This window comes from Arthrobacter sp. D5-1 (assembly GCF_017357425.1).
GTDB lineage: Bacteria > Actinomycetota > Actinomycetes > Actinomycetales > Micrococcaceae > Arthrobacter.
Genome location: NZ_CP014571.1, coordinates 1,238,562 through 1,254,080 on the forward strand (window position 1 = coordinate 1,238,562; position 15,519 = coordinate 1,254,080).

General features: G+C 64.0%; 16 protein-coding genes and 1 tRNA gene. 8 read left to right on the forward strand and 9 right to left on the reverse strand.

The window, feature by feature from the left end:
- Window positions 1–12 precede the first annotated feature (12 nt).
- From AYX22_RS05780 to AYX22_RS05800, 5 genes are all read right to left on the reverse strand, one after another.
- Complete coding sequence (locus tag AYX22_RS05780; protein WP_207596589.1) at window positions 13–807, reverse strand: amino acid ABC transporter ATP-binding protein; 795 nt, start codon at window positions 805–807, stop codon at window positions 13–15.
- Window positions 794–1,453 carry an amino acid ABC transporter permease gene (locus AYX22_RS05785; protein WP_207596590.1) on the reverse strand — a complete coding sequence of 220 codons (660 nt, stop codon included), beginning with the start codon at window positions 1,451–1,453 and terminating at the stop codon, window positions 794–796. Before AYX22_RS05785 ends, AYX22_RS05780 begins: the two co-directional genes overlap by 14 nt.
- A complete protein-coding gene (locus AYX22_RS05790) occupies window positions 1,454–2,269 on the reverse strand; it encodes an amino acid ABC transporter substrate-binding protein (protein ID WP_207596591.1) in 816 nt (271 codons plus the stop codon).
- A 240-nt stretch (window positions 2,270–2,509) separates the two neighbouring features.
- Window positions 2,510–3,217: a hypothetical protein gene (locus AYX22_RS05795; RefSeq protein ID WP_207596592.1), complete on the reverse strand. Its 708-nt coding sequence runs from the start codon at window positions 3,215–3,217 to the stop codon at window positions 2,510–2,512.
- Window positions 3,214–3,936, reverse strand: coding sequence for a hypothetical protein (locus AYX22_RS05800; protein WP_207596593.1), 723 nt, complete (start codon window positions 3,934–3,936; stop codon window positions 3,214–3,216). Before AYX22_RS05800 ends, AYX22_RS05795 begins: the two co-directional genes overlap by 4 nt.
- 209 nt (window positions 3,937–4,145) lie before the next feature.
- Between AYX22_RS05800 and AYX22_RS05805 the strand changes: the two genes are divergently transcribed.
- The gene (locus tag AYX22_RS05805; protein ID WP_207596594.1) at window positions 4,146–5,813 is read left to right on the forward strand and encodes an ABC-F family ATP-binding cassette domain-containing protein; all 1,668 of its coding nucleotides are present in this window, start codon (window positions 4,146–4,148) and stop codon (window positions 5,811–5,813) included.
- The gene (locus AYX22_RS05810; protein ID WP_207596595.1) at window positions 5,810–7,723 is read left to right on the forward strand and encodes an ABC transporter ATP-binding protein; all 1,914 of its coding nucleotides are present in this window, start codon (window positions 5,810–5,812) and stop codon (window positions 7,721–7,723) included. The genes AYX22_RS05805 and AYX22_RS05810 overlap by 4 nt, the downstream gene beginning before the upstream one ends.
- Window positions 7,724–7,729: 6 nt before the next feature.
- Here the strand turns inward: AYX22_RS05810 and AYX22_RS05815 are convergent, their stop codons facing one another.
- The 3 genes from AYX22_RS05815 to AYX22_RS05825 all read right to left on the reverse strand — a co-directional run bounded on the left by AYX22_RS05815 (window position 7,730) and on the right by AYX22_RS05825 (window position 8,657).
- Entirely contained in the window at window positions 7,730–8,128 is a 399-nt protein-coding gene (locus AYX22_RS05815; RefSeq protein WP_207596596.1) for an NUDIX domain-containing protein, read from the reverse strand.
- Window positions 8,125–8,583 (reverse strand): DUF6314 family protein, encoded by a 459-nt coding sequence (locus AYX22_RS05820; RefSeq protein WP_207596597.1) that lies wholly within the window; start codon window positions 8,581–8,583, stop codon window positions 8,125–8,127. The genes AYX22_RS05815 and AYX22_RS05820 overlap by 4 nt, the downstream gene beginning before the upstream one ends.
- Before the next feature lies 1 nt (window position 8,584).
- Window positions 8,585–8,657: transfer RNA gene (locus AYX22_RS05825), tRNA-Arg, on the reverse strand.
- Window positions 8,658–8,765: 108 nt separating this feature from the next.
- On the opposite strand from AYX22_RS05825, the gene AYX22_RS05830 reads away from it, so the two are divergent.
- Window positions 8,766–9,587 carry a hypothetical protein gene (locus tag AYX22_RS05830; protein ID WP_207596598.1) on the forward strand — a complete coding sequence of 274 codons (822 nt, stop codon included), beginning with the start codon at window positions 8,766–8,768 and terminating at the stop codon, window positions 9,585–9,587.
- A 40-nt stretch (window positions 9,588–9,627) separates the two neighbouring features.
- On the opposite strand, the gene AYX22_RS05835 is transcribed toward AYX22_RS05830, so the two are convergent.
- Entirely contained in the window at window positions 9,628–10,254 is a 627-nt protein-coding gene (locus AYX22_RS05835) for a hypothetical protein (protein ID WP_207596599.1), read from the reverse strand.
- A 33-nt stretch (window positions 10,255–10,287) separates the two neighbouring features.
- On the opposite strand from AYX22_RS05835, the gene AYX22_RS05840 reads away from it, so the two are divergent.
- From AYX22_RS05840 to AYX22_RS05860, 5 genes are all read left to right on the forward strand, one after another.
- On the forward strand, window positions 10,288–11,133 hold the full coding sequence (locus AYX22_RS05840) for an inositol monophosphatase family protein (RefSeq protein WP_207596600.1): 846 nt from the start codon (window positions 10,288–10,290) through the stop codon (window positions 11,131–11,133).
- An 88-nt stretch (window positions 11,134–11,221) separates the two neighbouring features.
- Window positions 11,222–13,765: a DNA helicase PcrA gene (gene pcrA / locus AYX22_RS05845; protein WP_207596601.1), complete on the forward strand. Its 2,544-nt coding sequence runs from the start codon at window positions 11,222–11,224 to the stop codon at window positions 13,763–13,765.
- A 144-nt stretch (window positions 13,766–13,909) separates the two neighbouring features.
- Window positions 13,910–14,491 (forward strand): putative Ig domain-containing protein, encoded by a 582-nt coding sequence (locus AYX22_RS05850; RefSeq protein WP_207596602.1) that lies wholly within the window; start codon window positions 13,910–13,912, stop codon window positions 14,489–14,491.
- Window positions 14,464–14,787, forward strand: coding sequence for a hypothetical protein (locus AYX22_RS05855; protein WP_207596603.1), 324 nt, complete (start codon window positions 14,464–14,466; stop codon window positions 14,785–14,787). Before AYX22_RS05850 ends, AYX22_RS05855 begins: the two co-directional genes overlap by 28 nt.
- A gap of 22 nt (window positions 14,788–14,809) precedes the next feature.
- A complete protein-coding gene (locus AYX22_RS05860) occupies window positions 14,810–15,499 on the forward strand; it encodes a hypothetical protein (protein ID WP_207596604.1) in 690 nt (229 codons plus the stop codon).
- Window positions 15,500–15,519: the final 20 nt, after the last annotated feature.

The window sequence follows — 15,519 nt, forward strand, 5'->3', positions numbered from 1 at the left end:
TCCTTGAGTCTCCTAGACGTCGTGCTGGAGCCGTTTCACAAAAAGCTTGGTCCGTTCCTGCGTGGGCGCACGCAGGACCTCGGCAGCAGGACCTCGTTCCACCACCACACCGCCGTCCATGAAGATGACCTCGTCCGCTACGTGTTGGGCGAAGGCGAGCTCGTGGGTCACGATCACCATGGTCCAGCCTTCCTCGGCGAGTTCCTTGATAACACCCAGGACTTCCCCCACCAGTTCCGGGTCCAACGCAGAGGTCGGTTCGTCGAACAGCAACAGTTGGGGCTTAAGCGCCAGCGCCCTGACGATGCCTACACGTTGCTGCTGGCCACCGGAGAGTTCAAAAGGGTAGGCGTCGCGTTTATCTGCCAGGCCCACGCGTTCCAAGAGCCGTTCTGCCTCCGCGATGGCCTCGGCCCGTGGCCTCTTCTGGACCTGGATGGGGCCCTCGGTGATGTTCTTCAGGACCGTCATGTGCGGGAACAGGTTGTAGTGCTGGAAGACCATGGCGCTGCGGTCACGCAAGGCGGCAAGATCCTTCTTGCCAACCTTCGCGCCGAAGTCGATGGCGAGTTCACCTCCGCCGTCGGTGTCCCCGAAGGTGACCGTGCCGCCGTCGGGAATTTCAAGGCCGTTAAGCGACCGCAGGACGGTGGTCTTCCCGGATCCCGATGGCCCGATCAGGGCCACCACCTGGCCGCGGCGGATATCGACATCGATGTCGCGCAGCACCACGTTGCTGCCGAATGCCTTGGCGAGGCTGCGGGCCTTCAGGACTGATGTGGAGTGTGGTTCGTTAGTGGGCGACATAGCGGTCCAATCTCCTTTCCACGGCGGACTGCCCCGTGGAAAGGACCAGGCAAATGACCCAGTAGACCAGGGCCGCCTGCAGGTACAGGGTCATGAACTCCTGGCTGAAAGCAGCGATCTGCTGGGCATTGCGGAAGAGTTCGGTGACCAGGATCAGCGACGCGAGGGAGGTGTCTTTCACCAGCGAAATGAAGGTGTTGGACAAAGGCGGTACTGACACCCTGGCAGCTTGGGGGAGGATGATGCGCACCAGCGTCTGCGGCCTGGACATGCCGATGGTGTGGCCTGCTTCCCATTGGCCCTTGGGCACGGACAAAATGGCTGCCCGGATGATTTCGGCGGCGTAACCGCCCACGTTCAACGAGAACGCGATGATGGCACTCGGCCAGGGATCAAGCCGGATGCCAATGCTGGGGAGGCCGAAGAAGATCACGAAGAGTTGCACCAGCAGGGGAGTGCCGCGGATGACCGATACGTAGAACCGGCCGATTCCGGACAGCAGCCAGTTGGGGCTCAGCCGCAACAGGGCAACAACCAACGCCAGAACCAGCCCGAAGGCGAATGAAGCGAGCGTCAGGGGAATGGTGCCCGTCACGGCGCCTGTGATGATCGGCCCGAAGGAACTCCAGATGAGGTCCCAGTTCATCTATTTGGTGACGTCCGCGCCGAAGTACTTTTCGGAGATCTTTGCCATGGTTCCATCTGCCTGGAGGTCGGCCAAGGCCTTGTCCACGGCCGCCGTGAGTTCCGTTGAACCCTTGCGGAAGACGAACGCGCTTTCGGTCTTCTCGGGCGCTTCGGCCGCGACCTTCAGACCGGAGTCAGGGGTGTTCTTGGCGTAGTCGAGGTACGTGAGTTTGTCATTCACGGTCGCGTCCACGCGGCCCTGCTGGACCAGCGTGGCGGACTGTGCCCACCCTTCCACTGCCTGCACATTGGCGCCGGCTTCCACGGCCATTTTGTAGAAGTTGCTGGTCAGCGACTGGGCGGTGGTCTTGCCTTTGAGGTCCGCGAAACTGTTGATGCCGGTGTTGTCCGACTTGGTCACCACGACGCCTGTGGAGATGGTGTACGGAGTGGAGAACTCGTACTTGGCCTTGCGTTCGTCGTTGATGGAAATCTGGTTGGCGATGGTGTCGAAGCGTTTGGAGTCCAAGCCGGCAAAGATGCCATCAAACTGTGTCTCCTGGAACGTTGCCTTCACGCCGAGCTTTCCGGCCACAGCCTGTGCGATCTCGACATCGAAACCTGTGAGGTCCCCGGCGCCCTCTGCATGGAAGCTGAAGGGGCGGTAGGTGCCCTCGGTGGCGATAACCAACTCACCCTTGGACTTGACGTCCGAAAGGGAGGTGTCTCCGCCTGACTGAGCGGGAGTTGAACCCCCACCGCACGCTGTGAGCGCTAGGGCGGCCGAGGCCAGAGTGGCGGCAATGACGGAGCGGCGGGTGCGAAGGCTGTTCATGGAGCCATCTTAGCCACCGTAAGGAGCCTTGCTGGGAGCGGGACCGCTGATGCCCGCACCAAGGGCGTTAAAAAGGCTGAGTGGGGGCGGTCCCCAACAGCCCGCCACCACTCATCCCCCCAATTGTGATCGCATGGGCGCCACATCCACCGGAAACCCGTTCTCTGATTCCGGTGTCAGGCTGCAAACCGTGTTCACACATTCATGATTGTGCCACGATCTAATGCTTTTGTGAAAGTCTTACGCTGCGAGACGTTGTTTTCTTCGCGAATAGGCCTTGGAGAACCAGATTCCGGCCAGGCCAATGCACGTGGACATGGCTGCCGAGTAGTTGATGAGGACCCTTAGCCATGCCTCGGAAAAGGGGATCAACGGGAAAAGTTGGGACAGCAGGAGCAGGCTCAATCCCAGGAGCAGCAACGCCGAAGCTACCCGGAGCAGCACAGGGGCCGCGCTCACCACGGTCCGCCAGATCGCGGGCACCAGGCAGGCCGCTACGAATCCCGGGTAGAAGCGCCCCATGAACGCATAGGCCTCCAGGGACGGCCCCCAGGTCAGTCCGCTCATGCCCGCTGAGGACCCTCGCGTGTCCGTGATGACGAAGAAGTAGACGGTAAGGATTGCCACGATGGCCCCGACACAAAGACCAACGGGACCTCGGATGGCACGGACGGCAGAGGGCGAACCGAACGCGGTGGCGATCTTGATGCCCATGAGGAAGAACGTGGCATACAGGAGGAAGCGCAGGATCAGGTTCCCGACGTTTATTCCGCCAAGCCAGCCGTCAAGGACCAGGTAGGGCGCTTCGATGCTGATGAAAATGCTCAACGAGATCAGGGAGAAGATGTAGAACACCACACGGTTCTCGCCCCGCAATGCGCTGGGGATCCGTGCGACCGTGACAGCCAGACATACAACCAGCGTCACCCATGGCAGGACAGCCGTCATCCTAGGTTCTCCCAAATTCTTTCGGTACGTTCGTGGTCTTGTTCCTGGCGCTTCAAAGTCTTGCCCAGTGCCAGGAGCCGTTCGCCGGCCAGGGTAACCAGCGAGCTTTGGGTCATTCGGTCCAGGGCTTCCCGGCGGGCATTCGGTGGCCACCCGGCCTCGGCCTCAGTGATCAGCCCGCCAGCTACCAGTCCTCCGGCGGGTCCGACGCCGGCAGCCCGGGAAGTGGCGATGGCCAGTTCCGGCGGCAGCCTGTTGGCCGTCAGATGGGCCGAGAAGTTCTGCGGCGCAATCCCGGTGGCTTCGCTGACGCGGTGCCGCAACTCGCCGTCGTCGATCGCGTCTACCCAGTTCCGCACCGACGTAGGGTGCGGAGGTTCGGAAAGCAGGGCCGCAGGGGCAGCGCTTGGCTCGCTGCGTTCCACCACTGCCCGCAGCAGATCGATCGTGGCGACCTGGCTGACCAGTTCACAGGGCGTCGGGGGCACCGGGCCACCCCTGAGGTCGGCGTAAAGGTCAAACGTCGACAGGGCCTGCACCGGATCCACCTGGAATCCGCGGCTGATGCTCACCAGCGTGGACTCGGCAACCTTTCCGCGGACCAGTTGCTGGGCCAGCGTTGTCCGTTTGATGCCGGCGATCCTGCAGACATCAGCCGTGCTGGCATCGGGCGCGACGCCGTGAAGCCAGCGCTGGAACGCCTTGGACGGTAAGGGCATGGGGAACTTTCCGGGACGGGTCGCGGGGGAGGGTATGAGAAAGCCGCACGTGGGAGTACGAAACGATTTTACGCCGACGCCACATTGAATTATGCTTGATGCTTGAACCCGTTGGTCCGTACACCCCCCAAGTCCGGACCAACGGGTTTTTCCATGCCTGCGGGAATCGCGGCCTGAGTTCCTGCGTTTCCCTGCTGGAGGATAGACACATGACAGCAACCTTGGTGGCCAAGGATCTTGCCGGTGGCCACGGCCATCGCACCCTTTTTTCCGACCTTTCCCTGACCGTTGCGCCCGGCGACGTTGTGGGCGTCGTGGGGGCGAACGGCGCCGGAAAGTCCACGCTGCTTCGCATCCTGGCCGGCGTGGACCAGTCGCAAGCGGGCAGCGTCAGCCTGGCGCCGTCGGACGCGTTTGTGGGCTGGCTGCCCCAGGAGCACGAGCGCACTGCGGGGGAGACCATCGCTGCCTACATTGCGCGCCGGACGGGGTGCGCCCAGGCCACTGTGGAGATGGAAACAACTGCCGAGGCCCTCGGCTCCGGGGCTCCGGGGTCCGATGACGCGTACTCCTTGGCCTTCGACCGCTGGATGGCCTCCGGGGCAGCGGACCTTGAGGACCGCATTCCGGCTGTGCTGTCCGATCTCGGTCTGGAACTTGGCGCCGACGCCCTCATGACAGGGCTCTCCGGTGGGCAGGCAGCACGCGTGGCTTTGGCCGCGCTGCTGCTCAGCCGCTTCGATGTCGTCCTCCTGGACGAACCCACCAACGATCTCGACCTTGACGGCCTTGCCCGTCTTGAAGCTTTTGTTCAGGGCCTGCGGGGCGGCGCTGTCCTGGTGTCCCACGACCGCGAATTCCTGGCCCGCTGCGTCACCACTGTGGTGGAGTTGGACCTCGCGCAGAACTCCGTGGCCGTGTATGACGGCGGCTACGAGGCGTTCCTCGAAGAGCGCGCCGTGGCCAAGCGCCACGCCCGTGAACGCTACGACGAATTCGCCAACACCAAAGCAGACCTCATTTCCCGTGCGCGCACCCAGCGCGAATGGAGTTCCCAGGGCGTCCGGAACGCCATGAAAAAGAACCCGGACAACGACAAGATCCGTCGCGCCGCAAGCAGTGAGTCGTCCGAGAAGCAGGCCCAGAAGGTCCGGCAGATGGAGTCGCGCATTGCCCGCCTCACCGAGGTGGAGGAGCCGCGCAAGGAGTGGCAGCTGCAGTTCAGCATCGGCCAGGCACCCCGTTCAAGTGCCGTCGTCGCCACCTTGCGTGACGTCGTCGCGCGCCAAGGTGACTTCACGTTGGGACCGGTGAACCTCCAACTCAACGGCGGCGAACGCATCGGCATCACAGGACCCAACGGCGCCGGTAAATCGACACTGCTGCGCCTGTTGCTTGGAACGCAGGAACCGGACGACGGCGATGCCTCCATGGGTGCCTCCGTCGCCGTCGGCGAGATTGACCAAGCACGTGGACTGCTCGACGGCGGGCAGCCGCTTGGCGACGCCGTCGAAGCCGTGCTGGTGGACTGGAACAGCGCCGATGTCCGGACGCTCCTGGCCAAGTTCGGGCTGAAGGCCGACCACACCTCGCGCACGGTGGATTCGTTGTCCCCAGGGGAGCGGACACGTGCGGCCCTTGCGCTGCTGCAGGCCCGTGGCGTGAACCTGCTGGTACTGGACGAGCCCACCAACCACCTGGACCTCCCGGCGATCGAGCAACTCGAAGAGGCGCTGGAACACTACGAGGGCGCACTCCTCCTGGTCACCCACGATCGCCGGCTGCTGGAAAACGTGCGCCTCGATTCACGCTGGCACCTCAACAACGGACAGGTCCAGGAACTGCACCACACCCCCAGCCAGGAGAAGCAACCATGAGCATGGACCGCGTGGCCTGGAGCTCGCTGTACAACATCACCACTGCCAAGAGCGGATCCAAGCCGTTCTCCAAGGAAACCCTGAAGCGGGTCATGGCCTTCGCCGCACCGCACAAGGGCAAGCTCATCGCCTTCGTGATCGCTTCCATCGCAGGTGCTTTCCTGGCTGTCGCCACGCCCGTGCTGGCAGGCCAGGTGGTTGATGCCATCATCGCCAACGCCGGGGTGGGGACGGTCATTTGGCTTGCGGTCCTGATCGCCATCGTCGCCGTAGGTGAAGCCGGTGTGGGGCTGGTGACCCGCTGGCTGTCCTCCATCATTGGCGAGGGCGTCATTGTGGACCTCCGCACCCGCGTGTTCGACCACGTTCAGCGCATGCCTATCGCCTTCTTTACGAGAACCCGGACGGGCGCGCTGGTCAGCCGCCTCAACAACGATGTCATCGGGGCGCAGTCCGCCTTCGCCGGCACGCTGTCCGGCGTCGTCAGCAACGTGGTGGCTTTGGTCCTGACCCTGGTGGTCATGTTGAACACCTCCTGGCTGGTCACTGTGCTGGCCATGGTGTTGCTGCCGATCTTCCTGATCCCGGCCCGGCGCATGGGCTCCAAACTGGCCGACCTCCGCCGTGAAGCTGCCGCGCACAACGCCGCCATGGGCACACAAATGACCGAAAGGTTCTCTGCCCCGGGCGCCACGTTGGTGAAGTTGTTCGGCCGCCCGGATGAAGAGTCCCGTGAATTTGCTGAGCGGGCAGGCCGGGTCCGGGACATCGGAATCCGGACCGCCATGCTCCAGTTCACGTTTGTCACGGCCCTGACGCTGGTATCGGCGCTCGCCTTGGCCCTGGTCTATGGGCTGGGCGGTTGGCTGGCGCTCGGCGGGCAGCTTGCCCCGGGCGATGTTGTGGTCCTGGCGCTCCTTCTCACCCGGCTTTACGCCCCACTGACAGCCCTGTCCAATGCCCGGGTGGAAATCATGAGCGCATTGGTCAGTTTCGAGCGGGTCTTTGAAATCCTTGACCTGAAGCCGCTGATCACTCAGAAGCCCGACGCAGTGGCTGTTCCGACCGGGCCGGTTGCTGTGGAATTCGACGACGTCCGGTTCTCCTACCCCTCCGCCGAAAAGGTATCGCTGGCTTCCCTGGAGGACGTTGCCACCTTGGATACCCGCGGCGGGGAGGAAGTCCTGCACGGGGTCAGCTTCCGGGTTGAACCCGGACAGACCGTAGCCCTGGTGGGTTCCTCGGGCGCCGGCAAGTCCACCGTGGCCCAACTGCTCTCACGCTTGTACGACGTCGACTCCGGCGCGGTGCGCCTGGGCGGACAACAGCCAGGAGCCGGTGTGGACGTTCGCGACCTCAGTTTCGATTCCCTCCGGGACACCATGGGCATGGTGACCCAGGACGGGCACCTGTTCCACGAAACCATCGCCTCCAACCTGCGCCTCGCCCGGCCCGATGCCACCGAAGAGGACATGTGGGATGTGCTCCGGCGGGCACGCCTGGAGCCGATGATCCGGTCCTTGCCCGATGGCCTCGAAACCGTGGTGGGAGAGCGCGGCTACCGGCTGTCCGGCGGCGAACGCCAACGGCTCACCATTGCCCGCCTGCTCATCAAGCAGCCCCGCGTAGTGATTCTCGATGAAGCCACAGCAGCGCTGGACTCCACCAACGAAGCCGCCGTCCAGGCGGCCCTGGGTGAGGCACTCGAGGGGCGTACCGCCGTCGTGATTGCGCACCGGTTGTCCACCATCCGTGCGGCCGACGCCATTCTGGTGGTGGAAGACGGCAGGATCGTGGAGCGTGGCACGCACACCGAACTGCTGGCCGCGGACGGACGTTACGCCGAGCTGTACCAAACGCAGTTCGCTGAGGCCACGGCGGTGGCGCAGGAAGCTGTCCCGGAGCTGTAGGGCTTTTTACGTGAGCAGCGGGATGATGTGATCCGTCAGCAGCGGCGCCAGATCGCTGGGCAAAGGTCCGTTGAGGTCCAGCCAGCGGATCTCGGCGATCTCCGCTGAGGGGTGCGCTTCCCAGGTTCCAGGGGCTGTGAAAACGGTGGCCTCGATGGTGGTCGCCGCTTCGTTGGCAGCGACCGCAAGCCAGACGCCCAGCGGCTGGAGCAAGTGCGGTGCTACCTCGATGCCCACTTCTTCATGCAGTTCCCGCGACGCTGCTTCAGCTGCCGTTTCGCCGGGCTCCGGCTTACCGCCAGGATGCATGAACTTGTTTGTGCCACGCTTCCGGACGGTCAACAGTTGGCCATCCTGGTTGTAGACGCAGACGGCGCTCACCACGATCAGGTCTGGTCCGGTCACACTGGCCTCCCGGCATCGAGGCGGACCAGATGCGATTCCAACAGGAGATCCTTCGCCGGTCCATGGACATCCCACGTGAAGCTGAACGAATCCGGGCCCCGGTAGATGTAGTTGACGCGGTAATCGTCGGGATCGCACCAGTGCTTGTCCTGATGTCCCTGCTCAGAGAAGCTCATGACGTGGAATGGCCTGCCGTCGGGAAAGAACACGTCCATCGAATCCGCTGTGGCGCCTGGTTTGAGGAAATATTCGCGGAAAGCCGGGCCGGAATGCGAAGGCCAGTGCATGGTTCCGTCTTCGCGGTAGTCCAGTCCGCCGTCGGGATTCAAGGAATAGCGCACGACGCCGGTAAAGGTACCGTTGGTGCCTGAGGCGCGGTCCAGGAGGGTTCGCTCCACACTCCAGCTGCCGGCCAGGTAGGCCTGCAAGTCCTGGGTGGGTTGCTGGTGATTCAAGTGCCCTCGATTGGAATCGAACCAACGACACCGGCTTTAGGAGAGCCGTGCTCTATCCACTGAGCTACGAGGGCCTGTATGTCCATGGCTCTGAATCCCACTGCTGGAGCTCAGGGGCCCGGACACGACTACAAGCATACAAGCTGCCGGGGCGCTGCCCGAACACCGCTAGGCTGGCGAGCATGACAGGGCCTTCCACTGCACCGGCGCAGGCCGGATCGTTCTTTCCCGACCTCCGTAACATCCGGGCCAACATCGGCGGGTGGGCGCAGCTGAGCGTCGTCCAGTACTTCGTGGCCGAGGCTGCCGTGATCCAGGCGTGGGCGGGTCCCGAGCCCTACAGCCGGGCCACCGGATACATCAGCGACCTCGGAGCAGTGTCCTGCGGTGTGTACGAGGACCGGGCCGTGTGCTCGCCGTTGCATGTGCTGATGAATGCCTCGTTCGTGGTGCAGGGACTGGCCCTGGTGCTGGGTGCGTTGTTCCTGACCGCGGGGCTTCTGTGCGTCGCGGCAAAGCCGGGTGTGGCGGCCCGCCGATTCCGGTCCGTTGCGGGTGGGGCCGGAGTTGGTAGGACTGGGGCGGGTGGCGCTGGGTCCGTTCCGGCCCGCGTGCTGACCGTGCCGTGGATCCTGGCTGTGGCCATCCGTGTCCTCACCGGAGTGGCCGGCGTCGGAACCGTCATTGTCGGCCTGGTGCCCGAAGACCTCGGCTCGCCCTGGCATTTTGCGGGTGCACTGATGTTCTTCATCGGTGGTGGTTTCGCGCTGCTGCTGTTGGGCATCCTGTGGTTCCGGCAGACACCGATGAGCTGGTTCCTTGGGGCGTGCGGCCTGATCTGTATCGGTGCGCTTATTATCGGCGGGCTCACCGGGATGGAGGTGCCCTTGCCCGGGCTCTTGGAACGGTTCATGGGGTATCCGGTGACCATAGGGCTGGCTGCCGCCGGTTTGGTCATCGCGCAGCGGGTGCACACGGAACGGAAAGCGGCACGGTTGCGGTAACCAGGGATGCGCCGGGCGCGGACCAAGCACCGGCGGATTGTCAGGAGGGCTGTGCGCTCTTCCGTCCCAGGAAGACAGCCAGCACGCCGCACCCGAGGCTGACCAGGAACAGTACCCACGACGCGATGGTGAGGCCGGAAGCCAAAGCCACCGATCCGGCGTCGGGCGCGTCCGAAGCCAGCATCGAATCGATGGCGACGTTGGACCACAGATGGGCCACGGCGAACAGCATCGGAGCCGCCCACATGGCCCAACGCCATGACTTCCGGGCCACGTTGGTGCCGATGAGCAGGAGCCAGCTGAAGCCGAAAATCAGGGGAAACAAAGTGCCTGCGGTCTTGTGTACGTAGTTCAGCTGGCCGCGCGCGGATTCGTCCATGGCCGCGCGGAGCTGACTGACGTATTCCTGCGAGAATCCGCCGATCAATGAATCCGGCATGGCCAAGCCGCCTGAGAGCTGGGTCATCTGGTTCAACGTCAGCAGGTGCAGGTACCAGAACAGGAACAAGCTGGCCACCACGCCCGCGATCACAATGAGCTTGGAGTTGCTCTGCGCCTTCTGCGGGGTGCGTTGGGTGGTGGTGTTGATCACGGGAGGCAGCGTGTGATCAGGAACCACTGCCTTTGCTCCGTGCTTCTTGATGCGCTGGGCTGGTGTCTTGGCCATGTCATTCATTATCCCGCCACATAAGCTGGAACCATGACCACCGGCAGGCACACAGCAACTGAACTCGATCCAACACTGAATGACTACCAACTGGCCAGCGCGCTGGTCCGTGAGGCAGGCCAGTTGGCGCTGCTCATGCGGATGGGCGGCCTGCAGGGCGAACGCAAGACCTCGGTGTCCGACGTCGTCACTGCAGCCGATCACGCAGCCGAGGCGTATGTTCTGGAACAGTTGCGGCGCTGCCGGCCGGAGGATGGCATCCTCGGCGAAGAAGGTGCGTCCGTGGCGGGAACGAGCGGCCGAACCTGGGTGATTGACCCCGTGGACGGCACCTATAACTTCCTGCACGGATCCACCTATTGGTGCTCGGCGATCGCCCTCAAGCGGGACGGCTCCGACCATGGAACCAACCCCGTTGCAGATCCGGACGTGCTGCTCGGCGCCATTTACCAGCCCGAACTGGACAAGCTGTGGCTCGGCGGGGAAGAACACCCCGCCACGTTGAACGGCGAACCGATCTCCGGCTCGGGTGACCGTGCCGTGGGTGAAATCAGCGCTGCCACCTATATTCATCCCACCTGGCTGGCAGATCCCCGCGCGGCAATGCCTTGGCACGCCGCTGCGGTCACCGCGGCGTCCCTGCGCATGTTCGGCTCGGGTTCGTGCGACCTCGGCCGCGTAGCCGACGGCGAACTCGGCTGTTGGTTCCAACACAGCTGCCCGGAATGGGACTGGTTGCCCGGAAAAGCGATCGTCCGCGCAGCAGGCGGGGACACCGCCGTCGTGAAGGTCAACGGACTGAACTGGTTCGTCGCTGGAGGCCCGACGGCGGTGCGCGGGTTGAGCGCCGCGCTGGCCTCGGTTCCCCAGTTTGCTTAGTCGCTGAGGCGTTTGCAGCGTCGCTGGGCGAGGGCCGACTACCCGGCGCCTTATTGTGTCGGGGCCACCGCCTAGACTGGTAGGCACCATGGATATGTTGTTTGACCCCTACGCAGACGGACCCCTCAAAGCAGGCACCAAAGCCGCAGTCAAGGCTGCCCCGGAGCTTTCCCACTCAGGGGGAGGCGCTGCCGGTGCCCGCCTCCAAGGGGGCAGCAGCGGGTCGTCGGACACTGCTGACGGGCCGGCGTCGGGAGGATGGGGCAACACCGGAGGGTCGGGACTTCCGTCTGCCGATGCACTCCTGCAGGGGCTGAACCCGCAGCAGGAAGAAGCCGTCAAGCACGCTGGCAGCCCCTTGCTGATTGTGGCCGGTGCGGGATCCGGCAAAACACGTGTCCTCAGTAACAGGATCGCCTACCTGATCGCCACCAAACGCGCCCACCACGGGGAAATCCTGGCCATCACCTTCACCAACAAAGCGGCAGCGGAAATGCGGGAACGCATCGAAGCCTTGGTTGGCGGCAGGGCCAAGGCCATGTGGATCTCCACGTTCCACTCCTCCTGTGTCCGCATCCTGCGCAGGGAAGCCACCACGGTGGGTCTGAACTCGAACTTCTCCATCTACGACTCCGCGGACTCCCTGCGCCTGATCACCCTGGTAGCCAAGAACCTGGACCTTGATCCCAAGAAGTTCGCGCCCAAGGCCATCCAGCACAAGATCTCAGCACTCAAAAATGAGCTGATCGACGCTGATTCCTACGCGTCGTCGGCGAACTACAACGACCCTTTCGACACCGCCGTGGCGGAAGTCTTCAAGGGGTACACGCAGCGCCTCCGCCAAGCCAACGCCATGGACTTCGACGACCTCATTGCCGAGACCGTCTACATGTTCCGCGCTTTCCCTGCGCTCGCTGAGTCCTACCGGCGCCGATTCCGGCATGTCCTGGTGGATGAGTACCAGGACACCAACCATGCCCAGTACGCCCTTGTCAGGGAAATCGTGGGCGTAGGCACAGATACCAACGTCGAGCCCAGCGAGTTGACCGTGGTGGGCGACTCCGACCAGTCCATCTATGCTTTCCGCGGTGCGGATATCCGCAATATCGTGGAGTTCGAGGCCGATTACCCCAATGCCCGGACCATCAAGCTTGAGCAAAACTACCGCTCCACCCAGAACATCCTCAGCGCCGCCAACTCGGTGATCTCGCGGAACCCCAACCGCCAGGAAAAGCGCTTGTGGACCGCCGAGGGCGATGGCGAGAAGATCGTTGGCTATGTGGGCGAGAACGAACACGATGAAGCCCAGTTCATCGCGAAGGAAATCGACCGCCTGCAGGACGAGGAAAACCTGCGGCCCGGCGACGTCGCCATCTTCTACCGGACCAATGCCCAGTCACGCTCCATAGAAGACGTGTTGGTCCGGGTGGGCTTGCCGTACAAAGTGGTGGGCGGCACCCGCTTCTATGAGCGCAAGGAAATCAAGGACGCCCTTGCCTACTTGCGCGTCCTGGTGAACCCGGACGACGACGTCAACCTGCGCCGTATCCTCAACGAACCCAAGCGCGGGATCGGTGACCGGGCCGAAGGCGCCGTTGCTGCCCTGGCGGAACGCGAGCGGTCCTCCTTCATGGCGGCAGCCCGCCGCGCAGACCAAGCGCCCGGAATGGCCAGCCGTTCGGTCAACCTGGTCCTCGGTTTCGTGAAGCTGATGGATGACCTCGCCGAGGTCGCGTCAGGTTCCGGTGCCGCTGCCGCGCTGGAAGCCGTCCTGGAGCAGACCGGCTATCTTGCGGGGCTGCGGGCCAGCACTGATCCGCAGGACGAATCCCGGGTGGAGAACCTCGCCGAACTCGTGGCCGTGGTCCGCGAGTACGAACGCGACAACCCCGAAGGTTCCCTGGGGGAGTTCCTGGAGCAGGTGTCCCTGGTAGCGGACGCCGACCAGATTCCCGATGCTCCCGGCGCTGACATCGATGCCGCCGTGGCCGAGGCCAAGCGCATGGGCGTGGTCACTTTGATGACCCTGCACACCGCCAAGGGCTTGGAGTTCCCGGTGGTCTTCCTGACCGGCATGGAGCACGGGATCTTCCCGCACCAGCGCTCAGCCACGGACCCCAAGGAACTCGCGGAAGAACGCAGGCTCGCCTACGTGGGCCTCACCCGCGCCCGCAAGCGGCTCTACGTCACGCGATCCGAAGTCCGCAGCATGTGGGGCCAAAGCCAGTACAACCCTGCCAGCCAGTTCCTCGAAGAAATACCCTCCGAACTGGTGGAGTGGAAGCGCGAAGGCATGAGCCGCCAGGCGGGCGGTTGGGGCAGCGCCCCCATCGGCTCCAATCGTTATGGCGGATCGTTCTGGGGAGCGGGCACCTCACGCGGTGCTGCCGCCAGCCCCACTGCAGGGTTCGACGCCGACGTTCCTGCCGCCGTCGCACGCAACAGGGTCCAGCCGCAAAAGGAAGTCATTTCCGTGGTGGTGGGGGACAAGGTCAACCACACGAGCTTCGGTAACGGCGTGGTGCTGGGCGTCGAAGGCGCCGGCGATAAGACAGTGGCCAAGGTGAAGTTCGACGTCGGCGAGAAGCGCCTGCTGTTGCGCTACGCGCCGCTGACCAAACTGGATGCTTAAGCTTCGCCGGCATCCGGCCTCCGCTGCTATTGTCCTGATCTCCTTCCCGGCCTAGACTGACCGGGCGTTGCACTGGGGCCACCGTCTGTTTGCTGCCCCACCTTGCAACGCCAAAAAGTTGTATTCCTGTGGGGGAGGACGCGCGTGGGCGCTTTTGCTGGGGAACGTCGATTATTGGCTAAGGCCGCGAGGCTGCTGCTGGCTGGGGCCGTGGTGAGCGCCATGGCGCTCCAGTTCGCTCCTCCTGGGACAGCCGATGCGGAGCCGTCAGCGTCGTCCAGCGAGCCGGCAGCAACCGCCAGTCCGACGTCTACCGGCAGTGCCACTCCCAGCCCCACAGCGAGCCCGACGGCCAGTCCGACGCTGACAGCAACCGCGAGCCCCTCAACCCCCGACGCTTCACCGGCGACCCCGTCACCAACCGCCAGCCCTGCAGAAGCCCAGGCACCCGCCGTCGAAAAAGCCGTCATCGAGGCGACAGCCCCGTTGTCGGTCAAGATCAGCGAGGACCTCGCTTTCGTGGGCAAACCATTTGAGGCTCAGCTCCAGGTTGTTGGCGGGACCGCCCCGTACACCGTTGTGGCGACCGATGTCCCGGCAGGTTTGGTTTTCGACTCCGCGACCCTGAGCTTCACAGGAACACCTACAGAGCTGTACAGCCCATCGCCGTCGGTCACTGTTTCAGACTCATCGGATCCGTGTGGGTCCGCGACTCCGATCAGCTGAAGCAGCGCATTTTCTGGACGACCGTGACGGTCCTGGCCACCCGGCCACCCGCGGAGAACCCGCCGGCGCCGGCAGTTCCAGCACCTCCGGCGGCGGTGACACCGGCAGGAGCGGTGGTCCCGGCGTCGGGCGCTGAACTTACCAGCGCTGACCTTACCGGCGTTGAACTCGCGGCGACCGGCTTGGAGTCCGGACGCCTGAACGCCACGCTGTGGGCTGCCGTGGGTCTGCTGGCTGCGGGCGCTGCCCTGACGGCGATCAACAGCCTCAGGCGCCGGCGAAGCAGCCCGGTGTGAGGCAACCGGCATAATTGGTGGCATGCGACGGACTGTTTTGGGGATTCTTGCTGCCGCGCTCTTGGTCTTGACCACAGGGTGTTCCTTCGCCACGGAGGATCCGGACTACGTCCCTCCGGCCCCATTGGCGCCCCTGGAGCAACTGAAACAGGTTCCCGTCACCGAGCAGACCACCCTGTCCGCAGGCGAGGATGTCACCGCCTTCGTCACCAAGGACCGCACCATCGTGTGCGCCCTGACATCCGCAAGGGGTGGCCACCTGAACTTGCCCTACGAGGCCAATTCCTACTCGGACGCCGCCAACAACAAGTTCGCCGTAGTCCCTGTGGCTCATTGCGAACTGGCCAAGTATGCCAAGCCGGACCTGGCCGACATCGCCGACGACTGCGCCGGAACGGGCCTGGGCTACCTCGGCGGCACGGCCCTCCTCTCGCCGGACAAAGCCGTCTACGGCTCATGTCGTTCCGGCGTAACACAAATGGAGTCGGAGTTTGGGCCCAAAGGCAGCCGCAACGGGCCCATCTCCAAGCTGCGGGAGTTGGCCGATGGGCAGAACATCGAGCGCAACGGGCTGCGCTGCTCTGCCTACAACAGCGGTGTTGCCTGCGGAAACGTCTCCGGTGGCGTGGCTTTCTTCGTGACTCCCGAGGGGTACCAACTGATTTCCGACGGCGGCAAAACAGTCACGGGGAACCTGAAACAGGCCGGCTGAGGCCGGACGGACGGGCGGCG

Coding starts and splice junctions, on each gene's coding strand:
- AYX22_RS05780 (WP_207596589.1), bottom strand. CDS start 807: ATGTCGCCCACTAACGAACCACACTCCACATCAGTCCTGAAGGCCCGC.
- AYX22_RS05785 (WP_207596590.1), bottom strand. CDS start 1,453: ATGAACTGGGACCTCATCTGGAGTTCCTTCGGGCCGATCATCACAGGC.
- AYX22_RS05790 (WP_207596591.1), bottom strand. CDS start 2,269: ATGAACAGCCTTCGCACCCGCCGCTCCGTCATTGCCGCCACTCTGGCC.
- AYX22_RS05795 (WP_207596592.1), bottom strand. CDS start 3,217: ATGACGGCTGTCCTGCCATGGGTGACGCTGGTTGTATGTCTGGCTGTC.
- AYX22_RS05800 (WP_207596593.1), bottom strand. CDS start 3,936: ATGCCCTTACCGTCCAAGGCGTTCCAGCGCTGGCTTCACGGCGTCGCG.
- AYX22_RS05805 (WP_207596594.1), top strand. CDS start 4,146: ATGACAGCAACCTTGGTGGCCAAGGATCTTGCCGGTGGCCACGGCCAT.
- AYX22_RS05810 (WP_207596595.1), top strand. CDS start 5,810: ATGAGCATGGACCGCGTGGCCTGGAGCTCGCTGTACAACATCACCACT.
- AYX22_RS05830 (WP_207596598.1), top strand. CDS start 8,766: ATGACAGGGCCTTCCACTGCACCGGCGCAGGCCGGATCGTTCTTTCCC.
- AYX22_RS05835 (WP_207596599.1), bottom strand. CDS start 10,254: ATGGCCAAGACACCAGCCCAGCGCATCAAGAAGCACGGAGCAAAGGCA.
- AYX22_RS05840 (WP_207596600.1), top strand. CDS start 10,288: ATGACCACCGGCAGGCACACAGCAACTGAACTCGATCCAACACTGAAT.
- pcrA (WP_207596601.1), top strand. CDS start 11,222: ATGGATATGTTGTTTGACCCCTACGCAGACGGACCCCTCAAAGCAGGC.
- AYX22_RS05860 (WP_207596604.1), top strand. CDS start 14,810: ATGCGACGGACTGTTTTGGGGATTCTTGCTGCCGCGCTCTTGGTCTTG.